Annotated in this window: 16 protein-coding genes and 1 pseudogene; 7 read left to right on the top strand and 10 right to left on the bottom strand. The window is 71.2% G+C overall.

Translation table 11 applies throughout. The features are described from left to right. Nucleotides 1–42: 42 nt before the first annotated feature. Together NOD94_RS15650 and NOD94_RS15645 are read left to right on the top strand one after the other, a co-directional pair. On the top strand, nt 43–1644 hold the full coding sequence (locus NOD94_RS15650; protein ID WP_281206530.1) for a glycoside hydrolase family 13 protein: 1602 nt from the start codon (nt 43–45) through the stop codon (nt 1642–1644). Then, nucleotides 1632–2648 carry a LacI family DNA-binding transcriptional regulator gene (locus NOD94_RS15645; RefSeq protein ID WP_281206529.1) on the top strand — a complete coding sequence of 339 codons (1017 nt, stop codon included), beginning with the start codon at nt 1632–1634 and terminating at the stop codon, nt 2646–2648. The genes NOD94_RS15650 and NOD94_RS15645 overlap by 13 nt, the downstream gene beginning before the upstream one ends. Before the next feature lie 47 nt (nt 2649–2695). Here the strand turns inward: NOD94_RS15645 and NOD94_RS15640 are convergent, their stop codons facing one another. From NOD94_RS15640 to NOD94_RS15630, 3 genes and pseudogenes are all read right to left on the bottom strand, one after another. Then, nucleotides 2696–3064 (bottom strand): helix-turn-helix domain-containing protein, encoded by a 369-nt coding sequence (locus tag NOD94_RS15640; RefSeq protein WP_281206528.1) that lies wholly within the window; start codon nt 3062–3064, stop codon nt 2696–2698. Between the two features lie 389 nt (nt 3065–3453). Beyond that, on the bottom strand, nt 3454–3819 hold the full coding sequence (locus NOD94_RS15635; protein WP_281206527.1) for a hypothetical protein: 366 nt from the start codon (nt 3817–3819) through the stop codon (nt 3454–3456). A 14-nt stretch (nt 3820–3833) separates the two neighbouring features. After that, nucleotides 3834–4526, bottom strand: a pseudogene (locus NOD94_RS15630) (transcriptional regulator); the annotation flags it as partial. A gap of 324 nt (nt 4527–4850) precedes the next feature. Between NOD94_RS15630 and NOD94_RS15625 the strand changes: the two are divergent. Beyond that, nucleotides 4851–6560 carry a carbohydrate-binding module family 20 domain-containing protein gene (locus NOD94_RS15625; RefSeq protein WP_281206526.1) on the top strand — a complete coding sequence of 570 codons (1710 nt, stop codon included), beginning with the start codon at nt 4851–4853 and terminating at the stop codon, nt 6558–6560. A gap of 90 nt (nt 6561–6650) precedes the next feature. Further along, nucleotides 6651–11999, top strand: a complete 5349-nt coding sequence (gene pulA, locus NOD94_RS15620) for a pullulanase-type alpha-1,6-glucosidase (RefSeq protein ID WP_281206525.1) — start codon at nt 6651–6653, stop codon at nt 11997–11999. Here pulA and NOD94_RS15615 read toward each other — a convergent pair. Then, nucleotides 11986–12522, bottom strand: coding sequence for a GNAT family N-acetyltransferase (locus tag NOD94_RS15615; RefSeq protein WP_281206524.1), 537 nt, complete (start codon nt 12520–12522; stop codon nt 11986–11988). The genes pulA and NOD94_RS15615 overlap by 14 nt on opposite strands. 25 nt (nt 12523–12547) lie before the next feature. Beyond that, a complete protein-coding gene (locus NOD94_RS15610; RefSeq protein ID WP_281206523.1) occupies nt 12548–13300 on the bottom strand; it encodes a TetR/AcrR family transcriptional regulator in 753 nt (250 codons plus the stop codon). Between the two features lie 966 nt (nt 13301–14266). Here NOD94_RS15610 and NOD94_RS15605 point away from each other — a divergent pair. Both NOD94_RS15605 and NOD94_RS15600 read left to right on the top strand, forming a co-directional pair. After that, nucleotides 14267–15898 (top strand): RHS repeat-associated core domain-containing protein, encoded by a 1632-nt coding sequence (locus NOD94_RS15605; protein ID WP_281206522.1) that lies wholly within the window; start codon nt 14267–14269, stop codon nt 15896–15898. A 13-nt stretch (nt 15899–15911) separates the two neighbouring features. Next, nucleotides 15912–16394, top strand: coding sequence for a hypothetical protein (locus tag NOD94_RS15600; RefSeq protein WP_281206521.1), 483 nt, complete (start codon nt 15912–15914; stop codon nt 16392–16394). A 47-nt stretch (nt 16395–16441) separates the two neighbouring features. Here the strand turns inward: NOD94_RS15600 and NOD94_RS15595 are convergent, their stop codons facing one another. The 5 genes from NOD94_RS15595 to NOD94_RS15575 all read right to left on the bottom strand — a co-directional run bounded on the left by NOD94_RS15595 (nt 16442) and on the right by NOD94_RS15575 (nt 22008). After that, complete coding sequence (locus tag NOD94_RS15595) at nt 16442–17485, bottom strand: PDR/VanB family oxidoreductase (protein WP_281206520.1); 1044 nt, start codon at nt 17483–17485, stop codon at nt 16442–16444. Then, a complete protein-coding gene (locus tag NOD94_RS15590; protein ID WP_281206519.1) occupies nt 17482–18378 on the bottom strand; it encodes a metal-dependent hydrolase in 897 nt (298 codons plus the stop codon). The genes NOD94_RS15595 and NOD94_RS15590 overlap by 4 nt, the downstream gene beginning before the upstream one ends. Nucleotides 18379–18466: 88 nt before the next feature. Continuing rightward, nucleotides 18467–20392: a hypothetical protein gene (locus NOD94_RS15585; RefSeq protein ID WP_281206518.1), complete on the bottom strand. Its 1926-nt coding sequence runs from the start codon at nt 20390–20392 to the stop codon at nt 18467–18469. 151 nt (nt 20393–20543) lie between these two features. Next, entirely contained in the window at nt 20544–21338 is a 795-nt protein-coding gene (locus NOD94_RS15580) for a tyrosine-protein phosphatase (RefSeq protein WP_281206517.1), read from the bottom strand. A 70-nt stretch (nt 21339–21408) separates the two neighbouring features. Continuing rightward, nucleotides 21409–22008 carry a rhomboid-like protein gene (locus NOD94_RS15575; protein WP_281206516.1) on the bottom strand — a complete coding sequence of 200 codons (600 nt, stop codon included), beginning with the start codon at nt 22006–22008 and terminating at the stop codon, nt 21409–21411. Nucleotides 22009–22115: 107 nt separating this feature from the next. Here NOD94_RS15575 and NOD94_RS15570 point away from each other — a divergent pair. After that, nucleotides 22116–22902: hypothetical protein (locus NOD94_RS15570; protein WP_281206515.1), on the top strand; the 787-nt coding region annotated here is incomplete at its 3' end.

The following is a 22902-nucleotide window of genomic DNA, read 5'->3' as shown; positions in this document are numbered from 1 at the left end:
GCCTGCCCGCACCGCTCCCGGCCCGATCTCTCCAAGGACGACATGACCCAGCACCTCGCCGACGCACTTCCCGCCCCGACCGGCACCCTGCCCGGTTGGTGGAGAGAAGCGGTGATCTACCAGGTCTATCCGCGCAGCTTCGCCGACTCCAACGGGGACGGCATGGGGGACCTCGAAGGCATCCGCACCCGACTGCCCTACCTCAAGGAGCTCGGCGTCGACGCCGTGTGGCTGAGCCCCTTCTACGCCTCCCCGCAGGCCGACGCCGGCTACGACGTCGCCGACTACCGGGCCATCGACCCCATGTTCGGCACCCTGCACGACGCCGACGCCGTGATACGCGAAGCCCACGACCTGGGCCTGCGCATCATCGTCGACCTGGTCCCCAACCACTGCTCCGACCAGCACGAATGGTTCAAGCAGGCGCTGCGGGAAGGGCCCGGGACCCCGCTGCGCGAGCGCTTCCACTTCCGTCCGGGCCGCGGGGCCGACGGCGAGGAGCCCCCGAACGACTGGGAGTCCATCTTCGGCGGACCCGCCTGGACCCGCGTCGCCGACGGCGAGTGGTACCTGCACCTCTTCGCCCCCGAACAGCCCGACTTCAACTGGGAACACCCCGCCGTCCAGGACGAGTTCCGCTCCATCCTGCGGTTCTGGCTCGACCTCGGCGCCGACGGCTTCCGCATCGACGTCGCCCACGGCCTCGTCAAGGCCCCCGGCCTGCCCGACCTCGGCCGCGACGAACAGCTCAAGCTGCTCGGCAACCAGGTCCTGCCCTTCTTCGACCAGGACGGCGTCCACGAGATCTACCGCTCCTGGCGCACCGTCCTCGACGAGTACGCCGGCGACCGCATCGGCGTCGCCGAGGCCTGGACCCCCAGCGCCGACCGCACCGCCCTCTACCTGCGCCCCGACGAACTGCACCAGGCCTTCAACTTCCACTACCTGAGCACCGGCTGGGACGCCGAGGCGCTGCGCGGCGCCATCGACGACTCCCTCGACTCGATGCGGCCCGTCGGCGCCCCGACCACGTGGGTGCTGTCCAACCACGACGTCGTCCGCCACCGCACCCGCTTCGGCAGCCTGGCGCGCGCCCGCGCCGCCGCGCTGCTCATGCTGGCCCTGCCCGGATCGGCGTACGTCTACCAGGGCGAGGAACTCGGCCTGCCCGAGGTCACCGACCTCCCCGACGAGGTCCGCCAGGACCCGTCCTTCTTCAAGGCCAACGGGCAGGACGGACTCCGCGACGGCTGCCGCGTCCCGATCCCGTGGTCCGGCGAACAGGCCCCGTACGGCTTCGGCGACGGCGGCAGCTGGCTCCCGCAGCCCGCCGAGTGGGCGGGCCTGAGCGTCGAGGCGCAGACCGGCGACCCGGCGTCCACCCTGGAGCTGTACCGCGCCGCCCTGCGGATCCGGCGCGAGCACACCGACCTCGGCGCGGGCGACTCCGTCGAGTGGCTGTCCGCGCCCGCCGGGGTGCTGGCGTTCCGCCGCGGCGGCTTCGTGTGCACCGCCAACACCACCGGGGAGGCGGTCGCGTACGCGGCTCCGGGCGAGGTCCTGCTGGCCAGCACCGACCTCGACACCGCCGACGTGGCGCGGGGCGTACTGCCCGCCGACAGCACCGTGTGGTGGCGGGGGTGACTTCCCCGCTGAGGCTGACGGACATCGCCGCGCAGGCCCAGGTCAGCGAGGCGACCGTCAGCCGTGTGCTCAACGGCAAGTCGGGCGTGGCCGCCGGCACCCGCCACAAGGTGCTGGCCGCGCTCGACCTGCTCGGCTACGAACGGCCCGTACGGCTCAAGCGCCGCAGCAACGGCCTCGTCGGGCTGCTCATCCCCGAGCTCACCAACCCCATCTTCCCGGCGTTCGCCCAGGTCATCGAACAGGCCCTGGCCGGGCACGGGTACACGCCCGTGCTGTGCACGCAGACACCGGGAGGGGCCACCGAGGACGAACTCGTGGAGCAGCTGGAGGAGCGCGGCGTCACCGGCATCGTGTTCCTGTCCGGACTGCACGCCGACGCCCACGCCGACCCGTCGCGCTACCGGCGGCTGGCGGCGCGCGGCGTGCCCTTCGTACTGATCAACGGGTTCAACGAGGGCATCAGCGCCCCCTTCGTCTCCCCGGACGACCGGGCCGCCGCGGACATGGCCGTCCGGCACCTGGAGGAACTCGGACACCGGCGGATCGGCCTGGCCATCGGGCCGACCCGGTACGTGCCGTCGGCGCGCAAGGAGCAGGGGTTCCTCGCGGCCGTCCCCTCGGCCGAGACGGAGGGGCTGATCCAACGCACCCTGTTCACGGTGGAAGGCGGTCACGCCGCCGGCGGAGCCCTGCTCGACCGGGGCTGCACCGGCATCGTGTGCGGCAGCGACCCGATGGCGCTGGGCGTCGTACGGGCGGCCCGCGAGCGGGGGCTGCGGGTCCCCGAGGACGTCTCGGTGGTCGGCTTCGACGACTCCCCGCTCATCGCCTTCACCGACCCGCCGCTGACGACGGTCCGCCAGCCGGTCCGCGCCATGGCGACGGCCGCCGTCGGCGCCCTCCTCGAAGCGGTGGCCGGCACCCCGGTCCAACGCACGGAGTACGTATTCCAGCCGGAACTGGTCGTCCGCGGCTCAACGGGTCCGGGGCCGGGGGAATAGGGGGCGGGTCCTCAGCGATGCGGCGGGGCGGGGCCGCCGGAGCCTGCCTACGCCGCCGTGGAGCGTCCGTTCGGTGGCGCCTCTTTCGGGTGCCCGTGATCGTGCGCGGTAAAGACGAAGGCTGACGCGTCACCGTCCAGGTCGATGGTCAACGCGGCGTCCAGGGCCTTGGCCAGTCGGGTGAGCAGCGCCAAAGTCGGTACGGAATCGCCGCCCTCGATGTTGGAGATCTGCGGTTGGGTCATGTCCGCACGCCGCGCCGGCTCGGTTTGCGACAGGCCGAGTGTCGTCCGCCGGTCATACACGGCCCGGCCAAGAGCGAAGGCGTACCCCGCCTCGATGTATGCGGCTGACTCCTCGACCGTCTCGCCCAGAAGCTTCCTGCTTCGGCGGGTCTTCCACTCGGAGTGGTTCATGGGATTTGTTCCTCCGTCCGGTCGTAACTGTGCTCGGCAGGGCCGTGGTTCGACTCGCAAGCCTTCTGAGCCCGCTGGGCGCGTTCGACTTCACCGTGACCTTCGGCCACTTTGACCGAACGGCACGTCCCGGAAAGCCGAAGACCGACGGGAACCCCAAAAAGAACGGTCACGAGGACGGACGAGCAGGAGCGACCCCTCAGCGAAGAGGCGAGGCGCCGGGCGCTGTCCGACCGGGCAGACGGGCAGGTCGTGGGCTCTCCGGGGACCACGACCACGCCGTACCACCCGAAAGACGACCACAACGGCCTGGGAAGCCACCAGACGCGTCAGGTCGCTACGTGTTCTCGTGGCCGGCGTTCTACGACTGTCCTGTGATGAGAACCGGCTCAGTCAACGGCCTTCTCGATGGCCTCGAAGATGTCCGAATCGGTTTCCTGCTGCCAGGTGGGCAGTTCGGGCCAGTCGGCGACGTACCCGGGCTTCGGGGCCTCGAACTGCTTGTACACCTGGGCCGTCCAGCACATCGCGACGAACCGGCCCTTCTGCTCGCGTGACAATCGGGACGTGTGGCCGCCGCTGAGCTTCACGAACTGCCGTACCTGTTCGTAGACGGAGCCGGCCGCATCGCGTTCCCACTGTGGCGTATCGGCCCACGGCGTGACGTAGCCCGGCTTGGGCTCCCCGGGAAAGTGCTGGTGGACGCCCGCGATCCACGTCTCCCGGAACAATCGTGCGCCTTCGGTCTGTGGCATGCCGACCCCTCTCCTCACGGTGTGTTCAGCATGGCGATGCCTGCTCCCAGCTCTGCCACGCGACGGTCGTGCCTCATCGGGCCGAACTCGTCGCACAGCGCCGGGAGTCTACGGGCGATATAGCCGGATGATGAGGCCTGTGCCAGATGGATGGCCTGCCATCCGTACGCGATGAGCTGTTCAGCATCGCGCCGCCTGGCCCCGATGGCGGCCAGGTCCGCGAGCACGACGCCCTTGCGACGGTAGGACTGTCCGGACAGCAGAGCGGCTTGATGCAACGCGCAGTTCAGCGTCTCCTCTGCCAAGTCCAAGCGACCGAGCTTCAGGTACCGGGCTCCTCTCTCCTCGGCGAGTCGTGTTCCGTCGAATCGCAACCATCCGCCGTTGGTGCTGTCGGAAGCGAGGCCACGGACCTTCTCGGCTCGGTCCAGTGCACGTTCGCAAGCACTCAGGTCACCGAGGCCCGCGTAGGCCTCCGCCTTGACCGACGCGACCCACTGGCGGGTGGACAGGCTGCTGTTCCCTCGTCCAGCCAATCGCTCGGCCGCGTCGAGCATCTGTGCCGCCTGACCGTAGCGCTGCTCGGACATGTCCACGTAGGCGTGGCGAACGAGGGCGCAGGCCCACAGGTCGTATGCGCCCGCATCCTTGCTGACGGAAGCCGCGAGCGTGTACGAGGCGGCCGCATCGGCGTACCTGTGACCGTTCTTTTGGGGGGTTCCCGTGGGTCTTCGGCCTTCCGGGACGTGCCGGTCGGTCAAGGGTGGCCGAAGGTCATCGCGAAGCGACGCGACGACGAAGGAGGAGCGCCCTTGAGGGACCGGTACGGCACGGAGAGACGATGAGACCGGCGGGACCCCCCCAACCCGCCCTGATGCGGAGTAGTTGGACCCCGCGCCGGGTGCCCAGACCAGCCCTCCACCCCACCCCCGGAAACAAATCTGCAACCTCTTGCGCAAACTCTTGCAACACTCCCTGCCTGGCCCTACGGTCGCGTGCAATCCCCACCTCTACGCCAGGAGGCCCCCCGCATGCCTGTCAGAGCCGCCAGAGCTGCAACCCTTTTCGCCGTCGCCGCAGTTGCCGCCGCCGGGACCCTCACCGCCCAGGCGCCGCAGGCGCGGGCCGCCGCGCCCGGGGAGCGGGACGTCACCGCCGTGCTCTTCGAGTGGCGGTTCGACTCCGTCGCCCAGGCCTGCACCGACAGCCTCGGTCCCGCCGGGTACGGCTTCGTCCAGGTCTCGCCTCCCCAGGAGCACATCCAGGGCCCCCAGTGGTGGACCTCGTACCAGCCCGTCAGCTACAAGATCGCCGGCAGGCTCGGGGACCGGGCCGCCTTCAAGCGGATGGTCGACACCTGTCACGCCGCCGGGGTGAAGGTCGTCGCGGACGCCGTCATCAACCACATGGCCGCCGGCGACGGCACCGGAACGGGCGGCAGTTCGTACACGAAGTACGGCTACCCCGGCCTCTACTCCGGCGCCGACATGGACGACTGTCGGGCGACGATCTCGAACTACCAGGACCGGGGCAACGTCCAGAACTGCGAGCTCGTGCAGTTGGCCGACCTGGACACGGGGGAGGACTACGTGCGCGGCCGCATCGCCGGCTACCTCAACGACCTGCTGTCCCTCGGCGTCGACGGGTTCCGGATCGACGCCGCCAAGCACATGCCCGCCGGTGACCTCGCGAACATCAAGTCCCGGCTGACGAACCCGGGCGTGTACTGGAAGCAGGAGGCCATATTCGGTGCGGGCGAGGCCGTCTCGCCGAGCGAGTACCTAGGCAGCGGGGACGTCCAGGAGTTCCGCTACGCCCGCGACCTCAAGCGGGTCCTCCAGAACGAGAACCTCGCCCACCTGAAGAACTTCGGCGAGGCCTGGGGCCACATGTCCTCCGCGCGGAGCGGCGTGTTCGTCGACAACCACGACACCGAGCGCGTCGGCGACACCCTCAGCTACAAGAACGGCTCCGCCTACACCCTGGCCAACGTCTTCATGCTGGCCTGGCCCTACGGGTCCCCGGACGTGCACTCCGGCTACGAGTGGTCCGACAAGGACGCCGGCCCGCCCAACGGCGGTACGGTGAACGCCTGTTACGCCGACGGTTGGAAGTGCCAGCACGCCTGGCGCGAGATCTCCTCGATGGTCGGCTTCCGCAACGCGGCCCGCGGCCAGTCCGTGACGGACTGGTGGGACAACGGCGGGGACCAGATCGCCTTCGGGCGCGGCGCGAAGGCGTACGTGGCCATCAACCACGAGGGCTCCGCGCTCGCCCGCACCTTCCAGACCTCCCTCCCGGCCGGCGACTACTGCGACGTGCAGAGCGGCCGCGCCGTGACCGTGGACGGCTCGGGCCGCTTCACCGCGACCCTCGGCGCCGGCACCGCGCTGGCGCTGCACGTCAACGCCCGTACCTGCGCCGGAACCCCGTCGAACCCGTCCCCGACGACGGGCGCCTCCTTCGCCGTCACCGCGACGACCGTGCCGGGCCAGGACGTGTACGTCACCGGGGACCGCGCCGAGCTCGGCAACTGGAACCCGACGTCCGCCCTGAAGCTCGACCCCGCCGCCTACCCCGTCTGGAAGCTCGACGCCGCCCTCCCGGCCGGTACGGCCCTCGCCTACAAGTACGTGCGCAAGGACGCCGCCGGGAACGTCACCTGGGAGAGCGGCGCCAACCGTACGGCCACCGTCCCCGCGAGCGGCAAGGTCACGCTGACCGACACCTGGCGCAACTGAGCCGCCGCCCCGCAGACCAGGGCCGCCCGGCACCCGACGGACCCGCCACCGCCGGGCGGCCCTCCACCCCGTGACCGAGGAGAATCCGCCTTGATACGCCCCGTCGCAGGAGCGCTCGCCGCCGCCCTGGCCGTGACGCTCCTGCCCGTCCTCCCGGCGGCGGCCGCCGCACAGGCCCCCGCCCCGCCCCCGGACGCGAAGTTGGCCGCCGAACCGGCCCGGCACGACCTGACCCGGGAACAGTTCTACTTCGTCCTGCCCGACCGGTTCGCGAACGGAGACCCGCGCAACGACCGCGGCGGCCTGACCGGCACCCGCCTGCAGACCGGCCTGGACCCGACGGACAAGGGCTTCTACCAGGGCGGTGACCTCAAGGGCCTCACCGACCGGCTCGACTACATCAAGGGCCTCGGCACCACCTCCATCTGGATGGCGCCGATCTTCAAGAACCAGCCGGTCCAGGGGGAGGGCAAGGACGCCTCGGCGGGCTACCACGGCTACTGGATCACCGACTTCACGCAGGTCGACCCGCACTTCGGCACCAACGCCGACCTGGAGAAGCTGATCGACGCGGCGCACCGGAAGGGGATGAAGGTCTTCTTCGACGTCATCACCAACCACACCGCCGACGTCGTCGACTACCGCGAGGGGTCCCACTCCTACCTGTCGAAGGGCGCGTTCCCCTACCTGACCAAGGACGGAGTGCCCTTCGACGACGCCGACTACGCGGAAGCCAAGGGCAAGGACAAGTTCCCGAAGACCGGCTCCGCCTCCTTCCCCCGGACCCCCTTCGTGCCCGACGCGAAGAAGAACCTCAAGGTCCCCGGCTGGCTGAACGACCCCGCCATGTACCACAACCGCGGTGACTCCACCTTCGCCGGCGAGTCCTCCGAGCAGGGTGACTTCTCGGGGCTCGACGACCTGTGGACCGAGCGTCCCGAGGTCGTCAGCGGCATGGAGAAGATCTACGAGAAGTGGGTCAAGGACTTCCGGATCGACGGCTTCCGTATCGACACGGTCAAGCACGTCAACACCGAGTTCTGGACCCGGTGGGCCACCGCCCTCGACGCGTACGCCGCCGAGCGCGGCCGCGAGGACTTCTTCATGTTCGGCGAGGTCTACTCCGCCGACACCGCCGTCACCTCCCCGTACGTCACCCGCGGCCGGCTCGACGCCACCCTCGACTTCCCGCTCCAGGACGCCATCCGCGCCTACGCCTCCCAGGGCGCGGCCGCCGGCCGGCTGGGCTCCGTACTCGCCGACGACTACCGGTACACCACCGACAAGGCGAACGCGTACGAGCAGGTCACCTTCCTCGGCAACCACGACATGGGCCGCTTCGGCACCTTCCTGAAGCAGGACCGGCCCGGAGCCGGGGAACAAGAGCTCCTCGACCGCTACCGGCTCGCCAACGAGCTGATGTTCCTCTCCCGGGGCAACCCGGTGATCTACTCCGGCGACGAGCAGGGCTTCACCGGTGCGGGCGGCGACAAGGACGCCCGCCAGCCCCTCTTCGCCTCCCGGACCGCCGACTACCTCGACGACGACCAGCTGGGCACGGACCGCACCCACGCGAGCGACGCCTTCGACGCGAAGCACCCGCTGTACCGGCAGATCGGCGCCCTCTCGAAGCTGACCAAGGAGCACCCCGCCCTGCGCGACGGCGTGCAGAGCGAGCGCCTCGCCGACGGCCCCGTGTACGCCTTCGCGCGCACCGACGCCCGCACCCGGACCGAGTACCTGGTCGCCGCGAACAACGCCCCCGAGGGCCGCACCGTGGAGATCGACGCCCCGGCCGGCGCCCAGTACCGCACCCTGTACGGCGGCACCGCGCTGGTCCGCGCCTCCGCGGCCGGCAAGCTCACCGTCCCGCTGCCCGCGCTCGGCTCGGTGGTCCTCCAGGCCGTTGCCCCGCTCGCCCCGCCCACCACCGAGCCCGCACTCACCCTGAAGGCCCCGGCCCCCGGCGCCACCGGCACCGTCGAGCTGTCCGCCGAGGTCACCGGCGGCGGCCTGAACCGGGTCGTGTTCGCCGCGCAGACCGGGACCGGCAAGTGGCAGGTTCTCGGCTCCGCCGACCACGCCCCGTACAAGGTCACCCAGCACGTCACGGCCCCGGCCGGAACGCCCCTGCGCTACAAGGCCGTCGTCATCGACTCGGCGGGACGCACGGCCGGCGCGCTCGCCGCGTCCGTCGCCGGACAGACACCGCCGAAGGAAACCCCGACCGCCACCCAGCGCGAGTACGCGGTCGTCCACTACAACCGCCCCGACGGCGACTACGCGAACTGGCGGCTGTACGCCTGGGGCGACCTCGCCGATGGCGAACCCACTCCGTGGCCGGAGGGGCACGCCTTCACCGGCCGCGACGCCTACGGCGCCTTCGCCCACGTCAAGTTGAAGCCCGGCGCCTCCTCCGTCAACTACCTCGTCATCGACAAGGACGGCAACAAGGACGTCGCCGTCGACCGCACCATCGACGTGACGAAGACCGGCGAGATCTGGCTCGAACAGGGCAAGGAACCCGCCCGCACCGACCGCCCCGCCCACCCGCCGCAGGACACGACGAAGGCGATCCTCCACCACCAGCGCCCCGACGGCGCGTACGACGGCTGGGGCCTGCACGTCTGGACCGGCGCCGCGAGCCCCACCGACTGGTCGAAGCCGCTGATGCCCGTACGCACCGATGCCTACGGCGCGGTCTACGAGGTACCCCTCGCGGCCGGCGCCACCAGCCTGAGCTACATCCTCCACAAGGGCGACGAGAAGGACCTCCCCACCGACCAGTCCCTCGACCTGAAGGCCACCGGCCACGAGGTGTGGACGCTGGCCGGCCGCGCGACGTACCTGCTGCCGCAGCCCGCCGGATCGGCCGCCGCCCTCGACCTGACCAAGGCCGAAGCCGTCTGGATCGACCGGGACACCGTCGCCTGGAAGGCACCCGCCGCGGCCGCCTCCGTCCAACTCCTCGCCTCCCGCGAAGGCCGGATCACGGCGGAGAACGGCGCCCTGCGCGAGGCCGGCGCCACCTGGCTGCGGCTGAACCGCTCCGAGCTCACCGCCGCCCAGAAGCAGAAGTTCCCGCACCTGGCCGCGTACCCGGCCTTCACCGTCGACCCCCGCGACCGCGACCGCGTGCGCGACGCCCTGCGCGGCCAGCTCGTCGCGAGCGCCCGCACCGCCAACGGCGCCGTCCTCGCCGCCACCGGCGTCCAGCTCGCCGGCGTCCTCGACGACCTGTACGCGACGAACGCCGCGCTCGGACCCGTCTTCAAGGACGGCCGCCCCACCCTGTCCGTGTGGGCGCCGACCGCCCAACAGGTCGCGCTCGAACTCGACGGCCGCAGCGTCCCCATGCGCCGCGACGACACCACCGGCGTCTGGTCGGTGCGCGGCGAACGCTCCTGGAACGGCAAGCCCTACCGGTACGCCGTGACCGTCTGGGCGCCGAGCACCCGCCAGGTCGTCCGCAACCTCGTCACCGACCCGTACTCCACCGCCCTCACCGCCGACTCGACGCACAGCCTCGCCGTCGACCTCGCCGACCCGAAGCTCGCCCCGCCCGGATGGAAGGGCCTGCGCAAACCGGCGGCCGTGCCCTTCACCTCCGCCCAGATCCAGGAACTGCACGTCCGTGACTTCTCCGTCGCGGACCGCACCAGCACCCACCGCGGCCAGTACCTGGCCTTCACCGAGACCGGCTCGGCGGGCATGCGGCACCTGCGCGACCTCGCAGCCGCCGGCACCTCGTACGTCCACCTGCTGCCGGCCTTCGACATCGGCACCATCCCCGAGAAGCCCGCCGACCGCACCGAACCCGCCTGCGACCTCAAGGTGTACGCCCCCGACAGCGAGGAGCAGCAGGCCTGCGTGGCCGCCGCCGCCGCGAAGGACTCCTACAACTGGGGCTACGACCCGCTGCACTACACCGTCCCGGAGGGCTCGTACGCGAGCGACCCGAACGGCACCGCCCGCACGGTCGAGTTCCGCAGGATGGTCCAGTCGCTGAACGGGGCCGGGCTGCGCACCGTCATGGACGTGGTCTACAACCACACCGTCGCCTCCGGGCAGGCCGACAAGTCGGTCCTTGACCGCGTCGTCCCCGGCTACTACCAGCGGCTCCTCGCGGACGGCGGCGTCGCCACCTCCACCTGCTGCGCCAACACGGCGCCCGAGAACGCCATGATGGGCCGGCTCGTCGTGGACTCCCTCGTGACCTGGGCCAAGGAGTACAAGGTCGACGGTTTCCGCTTCGACCTGATGGGCCACCACCCGAAGGACAACATCCTCGCCGTCCGCAAGGCCCTCGACGCCCTGACCGTCGAGAAGGACGGCGTCGACGGCAAGAGGATCGTCCTCTACGGGGAGGGCTGGAACTTCGGTGAGATCGCCGACGACGCCCGCTTCGTCCAGGCCTCGCAGAAGAACATGGCGGGCACCGGCATCGCCACCTTCTCCGACCGCGCCCGCGACGCCGTCCGCGGCGGCGGCCCCTTCGACGAGGACCCGCGCGTGCAGGGCTTCGCCACCGGCCTGTTCACCGCCCCCAACGACTCGCCCGCCAACGGCACCCCCGCCGAACAGCGCACCAGGCTCCTGCACTCCCAGGACCTGATCAAGGTCGGACTGTCCGGGAACCTCGCCCCGTACACCTTCACCGACACCACCGGCCGCCGCGTGAAGGGCTCCGAGGTCGACTACAACGGCGCCCCCGCCGGATACGCGGCCGCCCCCGGCGACGCCCTCGCCTACGTGGACGCCCACGACAACGAAACCCTCGCCGACGCCCTCACCTTCAAGCTACCGCGGGCCACCTCGCCCGCCGATCAGGCCCGCACGCACGTCCTGGCCATGGCCACCGCCGCGCTCTCGCAGGGCCCGGCCCTCTCCCAGGCGGGCACCGATCTGCTCCGCTCGAAGTCCCTGGACCGCAACTCCTACGACAGCGGCGACTGGTTCAACGCCCTGCACTGGGACTGCCGGGACGGCAACGGCTTCGGCCGGGGCCTGCCGCCCGCCGCCGACAACCAGTCGAAGTGGACGTACGCGAAACCCCTGCTGACCGGCCCGGCGCCCGGCTGCGCCGAGATCACCGCGACCTCGGCCGCCTACCGGGACCTGCTGCGGATCCGTACGACGGAAAGCGCCTTCGCCCTCACCACCGCGGACGCCGTCCAGGCGAAGTTGGCGTTCCCGCTCTCGGGCCCCGAGGAGACCCCCGGCGTGATCACCATGACCCTCGGGGACCTGGTGGTCGTCTTCAACGCCAATCCCACCGCCCAACGGCAGCGCGTCACCGCCCTCGCGGGCACCTCGTACGCCCTGCACCCCGTCCAGCGGTCGGGCGCGGACCCGGTGGTCAAGTCCGCCTCGTACGACGCGACGAAGGGGGAGTTCACCGCACCGGCCCGCTCGGTCGCCGTCTTCACACGACGGTGAGCCGGTCCAGCCGCTTCTCCAGCAGGATCACCCCGTAGATCCTGCCGTCCGGCCCCTCCTTGTGGGGGAACTCCCCGACCACCCGGTAGCCCGCGTTGCGGTAGTACGCGAGCAGCCGGGGGTTGGTGGAGACGCAGTCCAGCCGGACCCGGGCCAGCCCGGACCGGGCGACGCGCCGCTCGACGTGTTCGAGCATGCGGCGTCCGGTCCCGGCCGGCGCGGTCCGACGGTCCACCATCAGCCGGTGCACGTAACCCGCGACCGGCGGCTGGACCCCCCACGCCTCCTCGTCGGACCACCACAGCTCGTACGCCCCGACGATCCGCCGGTCCGGGTCCCCGGCCAGCCACACCTCGCCCTCGCGCATCTTCTTCAAGAAGTGCGCGGCATCCTTCTCACCGGGCTTCCACTGCTCGATCCCGCGCTTCTGCATCCACCGGGCGGCCTGGTCGTACAGGTCGACCAACGTGCCGACGTCCTTCTCCACGGCCCGCCGGAACAGGATCTCGTCGTCAATGATCACGCGGGCATTATCGCCACAGCGGTGATCATCCGGTCGCGGGCACCCCGCCGTGATCGTCACCTTCGCCGGAGCCGGCCACCGCGCCACTGCCGGGCACCAGCCCGACCAGCCGGGTCACGAGCTCCCCGAACGGCCCGTCCGCCGGCTCGTGCACGAGGATCTGCCCCAGGATCCCCGCCATCTCCGCGTCGTACGCGGCACTGACGGCGGCCAGCGCCGCGAAGTCGTGGACCAACTGCAACTCCAGCTCGGCGCGCGGAATGCGCCGGCCGTCGAGCCAGATCAACGCCGTCGACTCGGCGAGCGACACCCACGACCGCACCACGAGCTCCAGCCGGGCGGGCGGCTCCCGCACCCCGATGTGCGAGACGATCTGCTCGTAGGCGGCCTGCCGCACCTCGTCGATCATCGCGTTCGCCCGGCTGCTGCCGGCCGCCGGACCGCCACGCATCAACGCCGAGAAACCGGGCCCGTGGTCGTCCACGAACGCGAAGAACCGGCCCATGACCCGCAGCAACCGCGCCCCGAGCGGCCCCTCGTGCGGCTCGACGAACCGCTGCGCCAACTCGTCGGCGGCCCGCCGCAGCGCGGCCTCGTACAGGCTGAGCTTGCCGGGAAAGTAGTGGTAGACGAGCGGCCGCGATATTCCGGCCGCCGCCGCGATCTCGTCGATCGACACGTCGTCGGGGGAGCGGTTGCTGAACAGCTCCAGGGCCACCCCGATCAGCTGCTGCCGCCGCTCCTCGACTCCCATCCTGCGCCGCACCCCGGTTGTCATGCCGACACCCTACTGCGCGCCACCCGCTCCCCTACCGGAGCGGGTGGGCACCTCTCCAACCTTCGGCCGGCGCGCCGCCATGCACGGTGATGTCGGACTCTTGTGCGATTTATCGACCGGACTGTTTCCCGTCAATCTTGAATGCGCCAACTCCCTTGTATTGCAGGGGAGTTGCTGGCCGCCATACATTCGCGAACGCGATGTTTCAGTGATCGCTTCGCGCGGGGTCTGGGGAGGCGCCGCTGTATTCGGGGATGGGGAAAATGTCTTCTGGAAGAGGTCCGCGGCTTCGCCATGCCGTCGCGGCCGTACTGAGTGCCGCGGTCATGGTGGGTGTCATGGCTGGCCATGCCTCGGCAGTGGCAACGGCCGATCCCGCAGCGGTTCCCGCGCCGACGGAAGGGCAGCTGGCCCTCGATCGGGCGGTGCGCTCCGGGAAGCCCGTCGAAATCGTCGGCGAAAGAACAGAGTTCACCTCCACTTACGCAAATCCTGATGGTAAGTCGTTCCGGCTCGACCAATCCGTGGTGCCCCAGAGGGTCAGGACGAAGAGCGGTGACTGGGTCGCACCCGACGCCACGCTGACCGTGCGGGCGGACGGCACGGTGGGTCCGAAGGCCTCCCTGGCGGGTCTGAGCTTCTCCGGCGGCGGAGGGCGCACCAGCCTCGTCACCATCGACCACGGCGGACGTTCCCTGTCCCTCGGTTGGCAGGGCGTTCTGCCCGAGCCGGTACTCGATGGGGACAGTGCCCTCTACGGCGAGGTCCTGCCAGGTGTCGACCTGAGGCTGACCGCGACAGTCGAGGGCTTCCGTGAAGTCCTCGTGGTGAAGAACGCGGAGGCGGCGACGGCCAGCGCAGGCTCAGCTGGCCTGGACCCCGAGGACCGCGGACTGCTCGCTGCCGGGCCGCACGGTCTCCAACATCGACGGCGCGGCACCGTACTGGAACAGCTACACGTACACGGTGTCGGGGCAGAGGTCCACGGAGAGGACGAACACCGGCACTCCGACGACACGTGCCTACTGCTACGACCCGGCCCGCCCGCACACCCTGGCGGCGACCACGACCGGCGGAACCTGTGCGGGTGTTCCGGCGCAGTACGCGTACGACGCGGCGGGCAACACCACTCAGCGCACGGAAACGCCGGGAGGTGCGGCGACGCAGAGTCTGGCCTGGACGTTGGAAGGCAAGCTCGGAAGGCTGACCGAGGGCGGGACGGTCACGGACTACCTCTACGACGCCGAGGGCCAGCTGCTGATCCGACGTGACGCTAACGGGGAGACGGTCCTCTACACCGGTGCCACCGAGGTCCACATGAAGGGCGCCAAGAAGTGGGCGACACGCTCGTACGTCCTGGGCGGATCCAAGATCGCCGTCCGCACCAACGAATCAGGCAGTGCCCAGCTGTCCTTCACCGCCGGAGACAACAACGGTACGACGACCCTGGTCGTTTCGGACGACGCCGGCCAGACGCCGGCCAAGCGTTATACGACGGTTTTCGGGGCCCCTCGGGGCAGTACGCCGACGGTCTGGCCCGACGACAAGCGCTTCTTGGACAAGCCCGTGGACGGCAGTACGGGCCTCACCCACATCGGAGTCCGTGAGTACGACCCCCTGATCGGCCGGTTCCTGAGCGTGGACCCAGTACTGATCACTGCCTCCGCTCAATCCCTCAACGGATACGGCTATGCCAACAACAACCCGGTCACGACATCGGACCCCTCGGGCGCCTGTGCCGAACTGGACTGCCCGACCCGCGGCCCGAACGGGCACAACGACACACCGCTGCCGGCCAAGTCGCACGCACAGAAGTACAACACGGGTGCCCAGAGCTCCCGAGCGATCAGTTCTGTAGCGATCCCGCGCGCGACGTATCATCCGGGAACCGCGACGGGCGGCGGCCCGCTCGGAAAGTGCACCCAGGGCCTCGCCCAATTCTGCGGCCCACTGTACGGCGCCCCCCCGGTACCTCTGGCGCCGCCGCTTCACCCTGGTCCGCCACCCATGACGGAGGCGCTCAACTGTCCTGAAGGGGATATGGCGGTGGATTGTCTTACCGAAGTCAGTTCGTCGCACATCATGGACGACCCGTTCAATGAGGGAAATCGGGACAATGGGGCCAACGAGTTGGCGTACGAGTATTCGTCTCTTACGACGGGCTGCGTCGTTCGGTCCGCGCAGTACGTCTGCTTCCAGCATTCCCCGGGTCTTTCGCAGCCGATGACGGTGGGGGACGTTCTCTTCTACCCGAGCAGCCGGGAGTCCTATGTGAACCGGCTGAACTGGGAATGGGATTATCGTCAGGAGATCGAGCGGCTCTGGAGTGCGGAGACAGCTGCGAGTAAGGGCCCCGACCTGGAGAGGCATGAGGCCGTTCACTCGCGGCAGTGGGCAACCTTCAGTCAGGCCTCGTTCTACATAACTGACTGTATGGTTGAATCGGGGAAGTCGATGTATCGTCTTGGGTCGACACTTCCGGCTCACGCCAACAAATATGAAGTGGAAGCGAATCTCTGGTGGGGTGGATATCTCACGCTCCAGGAATGGCAGGCTGTTCCGGTGGGCGGTAAGGCCGTCGATCTTTTCGGAAATTGAAGGAGGTGATCTAATGCTGTTGCGGGAAACCTTTCTGAAAGGGTCTATTTTCTGCTGTTTCCTGCTGGCGGGATGTACGCCGGCGCCGAAGCAGATCGTGGGGGTGGAGCGGATGGAGGGGGGAGTGGGGAAGGTGCTCATCGCGCCCTGCCCGGGGTACGTGGCTCAACTCGTCGGGATCTCGGCCCACAAGGGCGCTCCGCGGTGGTCGGTGTGGAACAGTCCCGGGACCCGGGACGTTTCGGAGGTGGAGTTCTTCCGGGCACCTGACGGATGGAGGGTTTCGAAGGCCTCTCTCGCCGACCTGAAGACCGGTGACGTCACCTTCTCGGCCGGTGTCATGGGAGGCATCGGAGGGCGCGGGCTGAATGGTGACGTGACGTTCGACCTGAAGCGGTTCGAAGGGCTCGGGGACGGTGAGGTGATCGTGGGGAACAACAAGGTCGTCAGGCGGACGGACTTCATGAAGGTCGGCTCCGGACGCTGCGAGCCGTAGGGCGGGAACGGGGTTCCGGGGCGGGTGCTCCGGGACCCCGCGCGGTGTTACAGGTCCAGGACCAGGCGGTCCGCCGCGGCGCGGGAGACGCACAGGAGCATCGAGTTCGGACGTTCGCCGTCGGTGAGGAGTTCGTCGCGGTGGTCGATCTCCCCTTCCAGGACCCGGTGTTGGCAGGTTCCGCAGAAGCCCTGCTCGCAGGAGTACGGGGTGTTCGGGAGCTCCCGTCGGACCGCCGTCAGGGTGGACTCGTCCGCCGCGACCTCCACCGTGCGGCCCGATCGGGCCAGTTCCACCGTGAAGGGCCGCGCCGGGCCGCCCGCTTCCGGGGCGAACCGCTCCAGGCGGACCGTCGACGGGTCCGCCACCGCCCCCGTGACGGCCCGCATCAGGGCGTCCGGGCCGCAGCAGTAGACGAGGGTGCCCGGCGCGAGCGCGGCCAGCGCGCTCAGGTCCGGCAGGCCCGTCTCGTCCCCGGCCAGCACCGTGACCCGGTCCCCGTACGCGGCGAGTTCGGGCAGGAACGGCATCGAGTCGCGCGAGCGCCCCCCGTACAGGAGGGACCAGTCGGCGCCGCAGGCCGTTGCCGCGCGGAGCATCGGGAGGATCGGGGTGATCCCGATGCCGCCCGCGACGAAGACGTACGAGGGCGCGGGCGCGAGCTCGAACCGGTTGCGGGGCGGGCGCAGCTCCAGCTCCGCGCCCTCCACCAGCTGGGCGTGCGCCTCGCGGGAGCCGCCCCGGCCGTCCTCGATCAGCCGGACCGCGATCGTGTACCGGCCGGCTTCCGCCGGGTCCCCGCACAGCGAGTACTGGCGGACCAGGCCCGACGGAAGGACGACGTCCACGTGCGCGCCCGGCGCCCAGGCCGGCAGCTCGGGGGACTCCAGGACGAGCCGCAGCACGCCCCGCGCCGGCTCCGAACGGGACACGATCAGGGTGCGCAGCAGCCGGCGCGGGGAGTGGCCCGACACCGGGTTCTCCAGCGCGGGCAGCGGCCACAGCGGGGAGCGGCGGATCCGCCTGCTCAGCGCGCGCCGGGTGAGGAACGCGGCTCCGGCGACGGCCGTGACCGTCAGGGCCCGCCTCACGGCCGGACTCCGCCGTTGGCGCCCGGCGAGGTGGCCAGGTAGGCCTCGGCCTGGGCGGTGGAGCCCTCCTGCGAGGGGTGGTACGTACGCGACAGGTACGTCGGGATCGACTTCACCATCGCTCCCGCCGAGGGCAGGACGCCCTGCTGTCCCGCCCGGAAGAACTGCCCCAGGGAAGCCCTGGCGGCCGGCAGGTGCGGGTCGTTCTCCATGAAGAACCGGGCGCCGCGCTGCCACAGGAACACCAGCGCGGTGAATGCGGTCGCCCAGGTCCGCGCGCGGCGGCGGTAGTTGCCGTCCACGTGCATGAACAGGTCGAAGGCCACCGAACGGTGTTCCACCTCCTCCGCGCCGTGCCAGCGCAGCAGGTCCAGCATCGTCGGGTCGGCGCCGCGCCGGTCCAGTTCGTCGGCGTTGAGGATCCAGTCGCCCAGGAACGCCGTGTAGTGCTCGATCGCGGCGATCATCGCGACCCGTTCCATCAGCCACCACCTGCGGGCCCGCCCCGGCGGCAGGGTCCGGTCGCCGAGCAGCTTCTCGAAGAGCCAGTCGACCTGCGCGGTGTACGGGGTGGGGTCCAGGCCCAGCCGCTTCAGGTGCGGGAGCACGTCGTCGTGGGCGGCGGCGTGCATCGCCTCCTGCCCGATGAATCCGATGACGTCCGCCCGCAGCCGCTCGTCCGTGATGTACGGGAGGACCTGCTTGTAGACGTGGACGAACCAGCGCTCCCCGGCGGGCAGCAACAGGTGCAGCACGTTGATGGTGTGCCCGGCGAAGGGGTCGCCGGGCAGCCAGTGGAGCGGGGTGTCCTGCCAGGAGAAGGAGACGTTCCGTGGCTGGAGGTCTATTTGTTCCGACGCCACGGGGGCGGGCACGAGCGGCGTATTAGACATGGCGTCAATGTACTGACGGGTACCGGCGAGGAAAACCCCTCCGGCACGCCAATCTGCCACCGCGGCACCGGGACACTGACGACAGCCCCTAGCGCAGCACCCCGGCCTTCGTGCCGTCCGTCAGCTTGCCCGAAAGATCGACCTGCGCGCCCTCCGGGGCCTTCACGGCCAGCCGGTTGCCCGTCGCCGAACCGCTGACACCGCCCGACACCGACAACGAGGCGAACTGCGCGCTGCCCGCCGCCAGGACGTACCAACTCCCCGCGCGGGACTTCCACAGCACCCCGGCCAGCACCCTCGGCTCCCGGGGCCCGCACGCCGCGGACCCCTCCGCCTTCGCCGCCTGGGCCGCCAGCGCGGCCCCCGGGGCCAGGAACTGCGCCTGCACCCGGTCCGACGCGCCCTGCCAGGTCTCGGCCCGCGTGCACAGCCAGGTGGCCGTCCCGTCGTTCTCCGGCAGCGGCTGCTTCGCGTATGTCCAGGCGTTGACGCTGCGCACCCCGTGCGAACGGACCGAGGGCAACAGGCAGGCGATCCTCGACCATTCGCCCAGCTCGGCCGCCTCCGACACGTCCCGCGCCGCACCCGGCGCACCCGACGTCAGCCGGGCCGGGGTGAGCTCCCCCAGGTCCGTGACCAGCCGCGTCGCCCCGTCACCGGTCAGGGCGATGGCGTTCCAGACGGTGCAGCTGCCGCCCGGGGCGGGACTTCCCACCGGCGGGGTCATCCCCTCGGGCGTCAGCTTCAGCGCCACCGGCGCCTCACCCGGCTTGAGGAGGTCGCGCAGGGCGGCGCCGGTCACCCACGGGGCCGCCAGATAGCGGACGTTGCCGTCGACCCGGCTGAGCACCAGCCCCGTCGCGGTGTCCGCCGACGCCCCGTCGGTCCGGGCGAAGTCGAGGGCCGCGCCCGCGGTCCCGGCGCGCGGTTCCGCGTACCGGACCACCCGCAGCCCGTCGTACAGCAGCACCACCACCGCCTGGTCGACGGCCCCCGCGAACAGCAGCTGCGGCGGCCCCATCGGCGGACCGGACGGGGTCCCCGGCGTCGCCGACACCACCACCGACTTCCCCGGCCGGGCCCACACGGCCAGCGCCCGGCGCAGCAGCTCCTTGTCGTCGGCGCGGTCGCCGCGCGCGGGCCACGCCGAGTAGTCCGTACGGGAGGACGTGCGCCACAGCGTCGCCGGGGCCCGCACCAGCTGTCCGGGGTCCAACGCCTGCTCCGCCGCCGCGTTCAGCGCGTACGACGGAGCGGCCGGCCCGTCCGAGCCCCAGCCACCGCCCGGCAGCGCCAACAGCGCCCCGCACACCGCGAGGGCCGCGGCCGCGGCCAGCCCGGCCCGGGTGAACCGCCGCCGCCGCAACAGGTCGGTGGGCCGGGCCTGGAGCACGCACGGATCGAACTCCGGGGACGCGAAGAGGGCGTCGTGCGCCGGATCCCCGGACTCCGCGACCGCCGCGGCCGGATCGGCGACCCCGGCCTCGGTCAGTACCCGGAGCACGTCCGGCTCCGCCAACCCCTCCAGCGCCCGCAGGACACAGGCCGCCCGACCGGGCCCGTTCAAGGTGGCCAACCACTGGTCCAGCGCCAGCTCCTCGGCACCGCCCGACCTCGGGAACAGCCGCAGCCCCCACACCTGGGGGAGCAGCGGCGGCAGCTGCCCGCGCAGCGGGAGCGCCCGGAAGCTCAGCGGGATCCCCGCCTCCAGCGCCGAACGCAGCACGCGCAGCCGGACGTACGCGTACCCCGACTCGGGCCCGTCCGCCCCGTCGCGCTGCGCCGGGACCCCGCCGCGCACCTGGGCGGCGTCGGCCTCCGCGGCACGCCGGCCGCGCGGCAGGGCGCGCTGGGTCAGCGAATGGGCGGTCAGGACCCGTCGGTTGCGGCCGAGGGAGGGCGGCAGCACCAGATAGGCGAGCCGCACCAGCCGCGGGTAGTGCTCGACGATGGCGGCCTCGGCCTGCTCGACGTCGGGAGGCAGGGGGCGGGTGGCGGTATCCGGCGCAGTCACGTTCAGCAGAACGAGCGATTCGTCGGATGGTCACCCGCCCCCAGCGCACACGTTCGGACCAACCCGGCGCCCGGGAACGCGTACGCGCCTCCGGGGCGCGCCGGGCCGCGCGGGGGCGTCGGGCACGGCGCGCCCCCGGCCGCGCGGAGGCTCAGGCGATGAGCTTGGTCCGCAGCGCCTCGACGGTCTCGTCGGACACGTCGAGGCCCTCGCGCACGTACTTCTCCACCGATCCGTAGCGCGTGCGGACCTCGTCGAGGCCGGCCTCCAGGTAGGAGGGGAACACCCCGATCAGGGCGAGCGCGATGTCCGGGTCCCCGCCCGCCGCCGTGAAGCCCTCGATCATGGGGGCGAAGGCCACCTTCACCGCCGGGTTCACCGACAGGTACTCCGCCAGCAGGGTCTCCTCGTCGGCGCCGAGCAGCGCGAGGATCAGCGTCGCGCCCCAGCCCGTACGGTCCTTGCCGGCCGTGCAGTGGAACAGCAGCGGACCCGAATCCGGATCGGCCGCCTCGATCAGCAGCGTGCGGTACGCGGCCTGCGCGGAGCCGGAGCTGACGAACGACCGGTAGACCGACCCGAAGAGTTCCTGCGCCCGGCCGCCGCCCAGGTGCTCCTCGGCCACCACCGGATCGGCGAGCAGGTCCTTGAGCTGGGTCGCGGCGGGCATCCTGCCGTCGCTCATCTTGTCGGCCAGCACGTCACGCACCACCAGCCGTGCGCCCTCGGGCAGCCGGTCGGGGTGGTCGGCGCGCTCGGCGTCGCTGCGGAAGTCGATGACCGTACGCAGCTCCAGCGCGGCCACCGCCGGGTCGGCGGCCAGGTCGAGCCGGTCGAGGGAGCCCGAACGCAGCACGAGTCCGGGTCGGACGGTCCGGCCGCCGGCGAGCGGGGTGCCACCGAGGTCGCGGAGGTTGGCGACGGTGGTGGAGGGCGTGGCGGTCATCGTGGCGTCTCCAGCGGTATGCGCGAGGTGTGGATTACTCGTGTCATTCGGATCATTCGTATCATTCGGGTCACCCAAGGGCGATATTCCGGCGAGCCGGTCCCACATGCCGGTCGAGGGGCGGCCGGTCGAGGGGCAGCCGGTCGAGGGCCAGGGAGAGTCCGATCCCCACGCCCAGCGCGGCGAGGTGCCCGGCGTCGGTGAAGGTCCGGTCGCGGCTCAGGACCGGCCGGACCGCGAGCGCCAGCAGGCCCGCCCGGGCCGCGTTGCGCACGGTTCCGCGCGGCAGGGCGGAGGTCAGGGCGCCGAGCACGGTGTTGAACCCGTAGCTCGTGCCCACGTCCACGGCGCCCCGGGTCTCGCGGTCGGTGGTGCCCCGCAGCGCACCGTAGACGAGCAGGGTCGCGGCGGCGTGGCCGAAGAGGAACACGGCGGCCGTCCACCAGGCCCCGTACGCGTACTCGGCGTATCCGAGCACCGCCACCAGCAGCAGCGCGTAGGGCAGCGGCATCGGTTCCTCGACGACGAAGGCGCTGCTGAGCAGGGTTTCCCAGCGTCCGGTCGCGAGGTTGTCGACGTTCGTCGAGCAACCGCGCAGCACCCGGTCCCGGCGTTCCGGACCCAGCCGGTCCAGGGCGTGAGCGCCGAGCTGGACCCCTGCGGCGTACACCGCGCCGAAGGGCAATGACCATGACCATGGCAATGGATTCACCCGCCCATGATCGGATACGACCCTGCCGGCGGCACCATCGGGCCTCATGGGAATATGACCGGAACATGTCTGGAACCCCCGCGCCGATGCGCGTCGTGCGGGCCGCGATGTTCGCGGCCGTGTGCGTGGCATTGGGTGCGCTGGGGCATTCGTACATGTCCGGGATGAATGTCCCCCTCGGCTCGTTGGCGGCCGCCTTCGTCGTGACGGGCGCACTGGCCTGGCTCTCGGCCGGCCGCCGCCGCGGACCCGTCGGGATCGGCGCGGCCCTCCTCGGCGTACAGGGCGCGCTCCACCTCATCTTCTCCGCGGGCCGGGCCCACGCGCCCGCGGCCGTCGCGCCGCAGCCGGTACCCGGCCACCACCCCGCGCACACCATGCCCGTCGCGATCGGCGAGGCGGCGGCGGGCGGCACGACGGGCGGTCCCGGCGGGGGAGCGGTCCACGGTGTGCCGAGTACGGCACATGACATGGCGGGCATGGCACATGACATGCCCGCCACAGCCGACGGCACGGCCGGCATGCACGAGGGCATGGCCGGCATGACCGGCGGCGTGACCGGCATGCACGAGGGCATGGCCGGTATGGCCGACGGCGTGCAGGGCCTGGCCTCCATGGTCTCCATGGCCGGCCACGGCGGCTTCGGCATGATCGCCGCCCACGTCCTCGCCGGACTCTTCTGCGCCGCGTGGCTGGCCCGGGGCGAAGCCGCCGTGTTCCGGCTGGCCGCCGTCCTCGGCGCGACCGCGCTGCTGGCGGCCCGTCCGCTCGCCCGCGCCCTCGCACTGGTCCGCGCCCGCGTCGCCCTCGTACCGCCGCCGCCCGCGCACTGCGCCCCCTGCGACCGGCCGC

It is taken from the genome of Streptomyces sp. Isolate_45 (assembly GCF_024721315.2).
In the GTDB taxonomy this organism is placed as follows: Bacteria; Actinomycetota; Actinomycetes; order Streptomycetales; family Streptomycetaceae; genus Streptomyces.
This window is presented reverse-complemented; position numbering and strand designations above follow the sequence as displayed.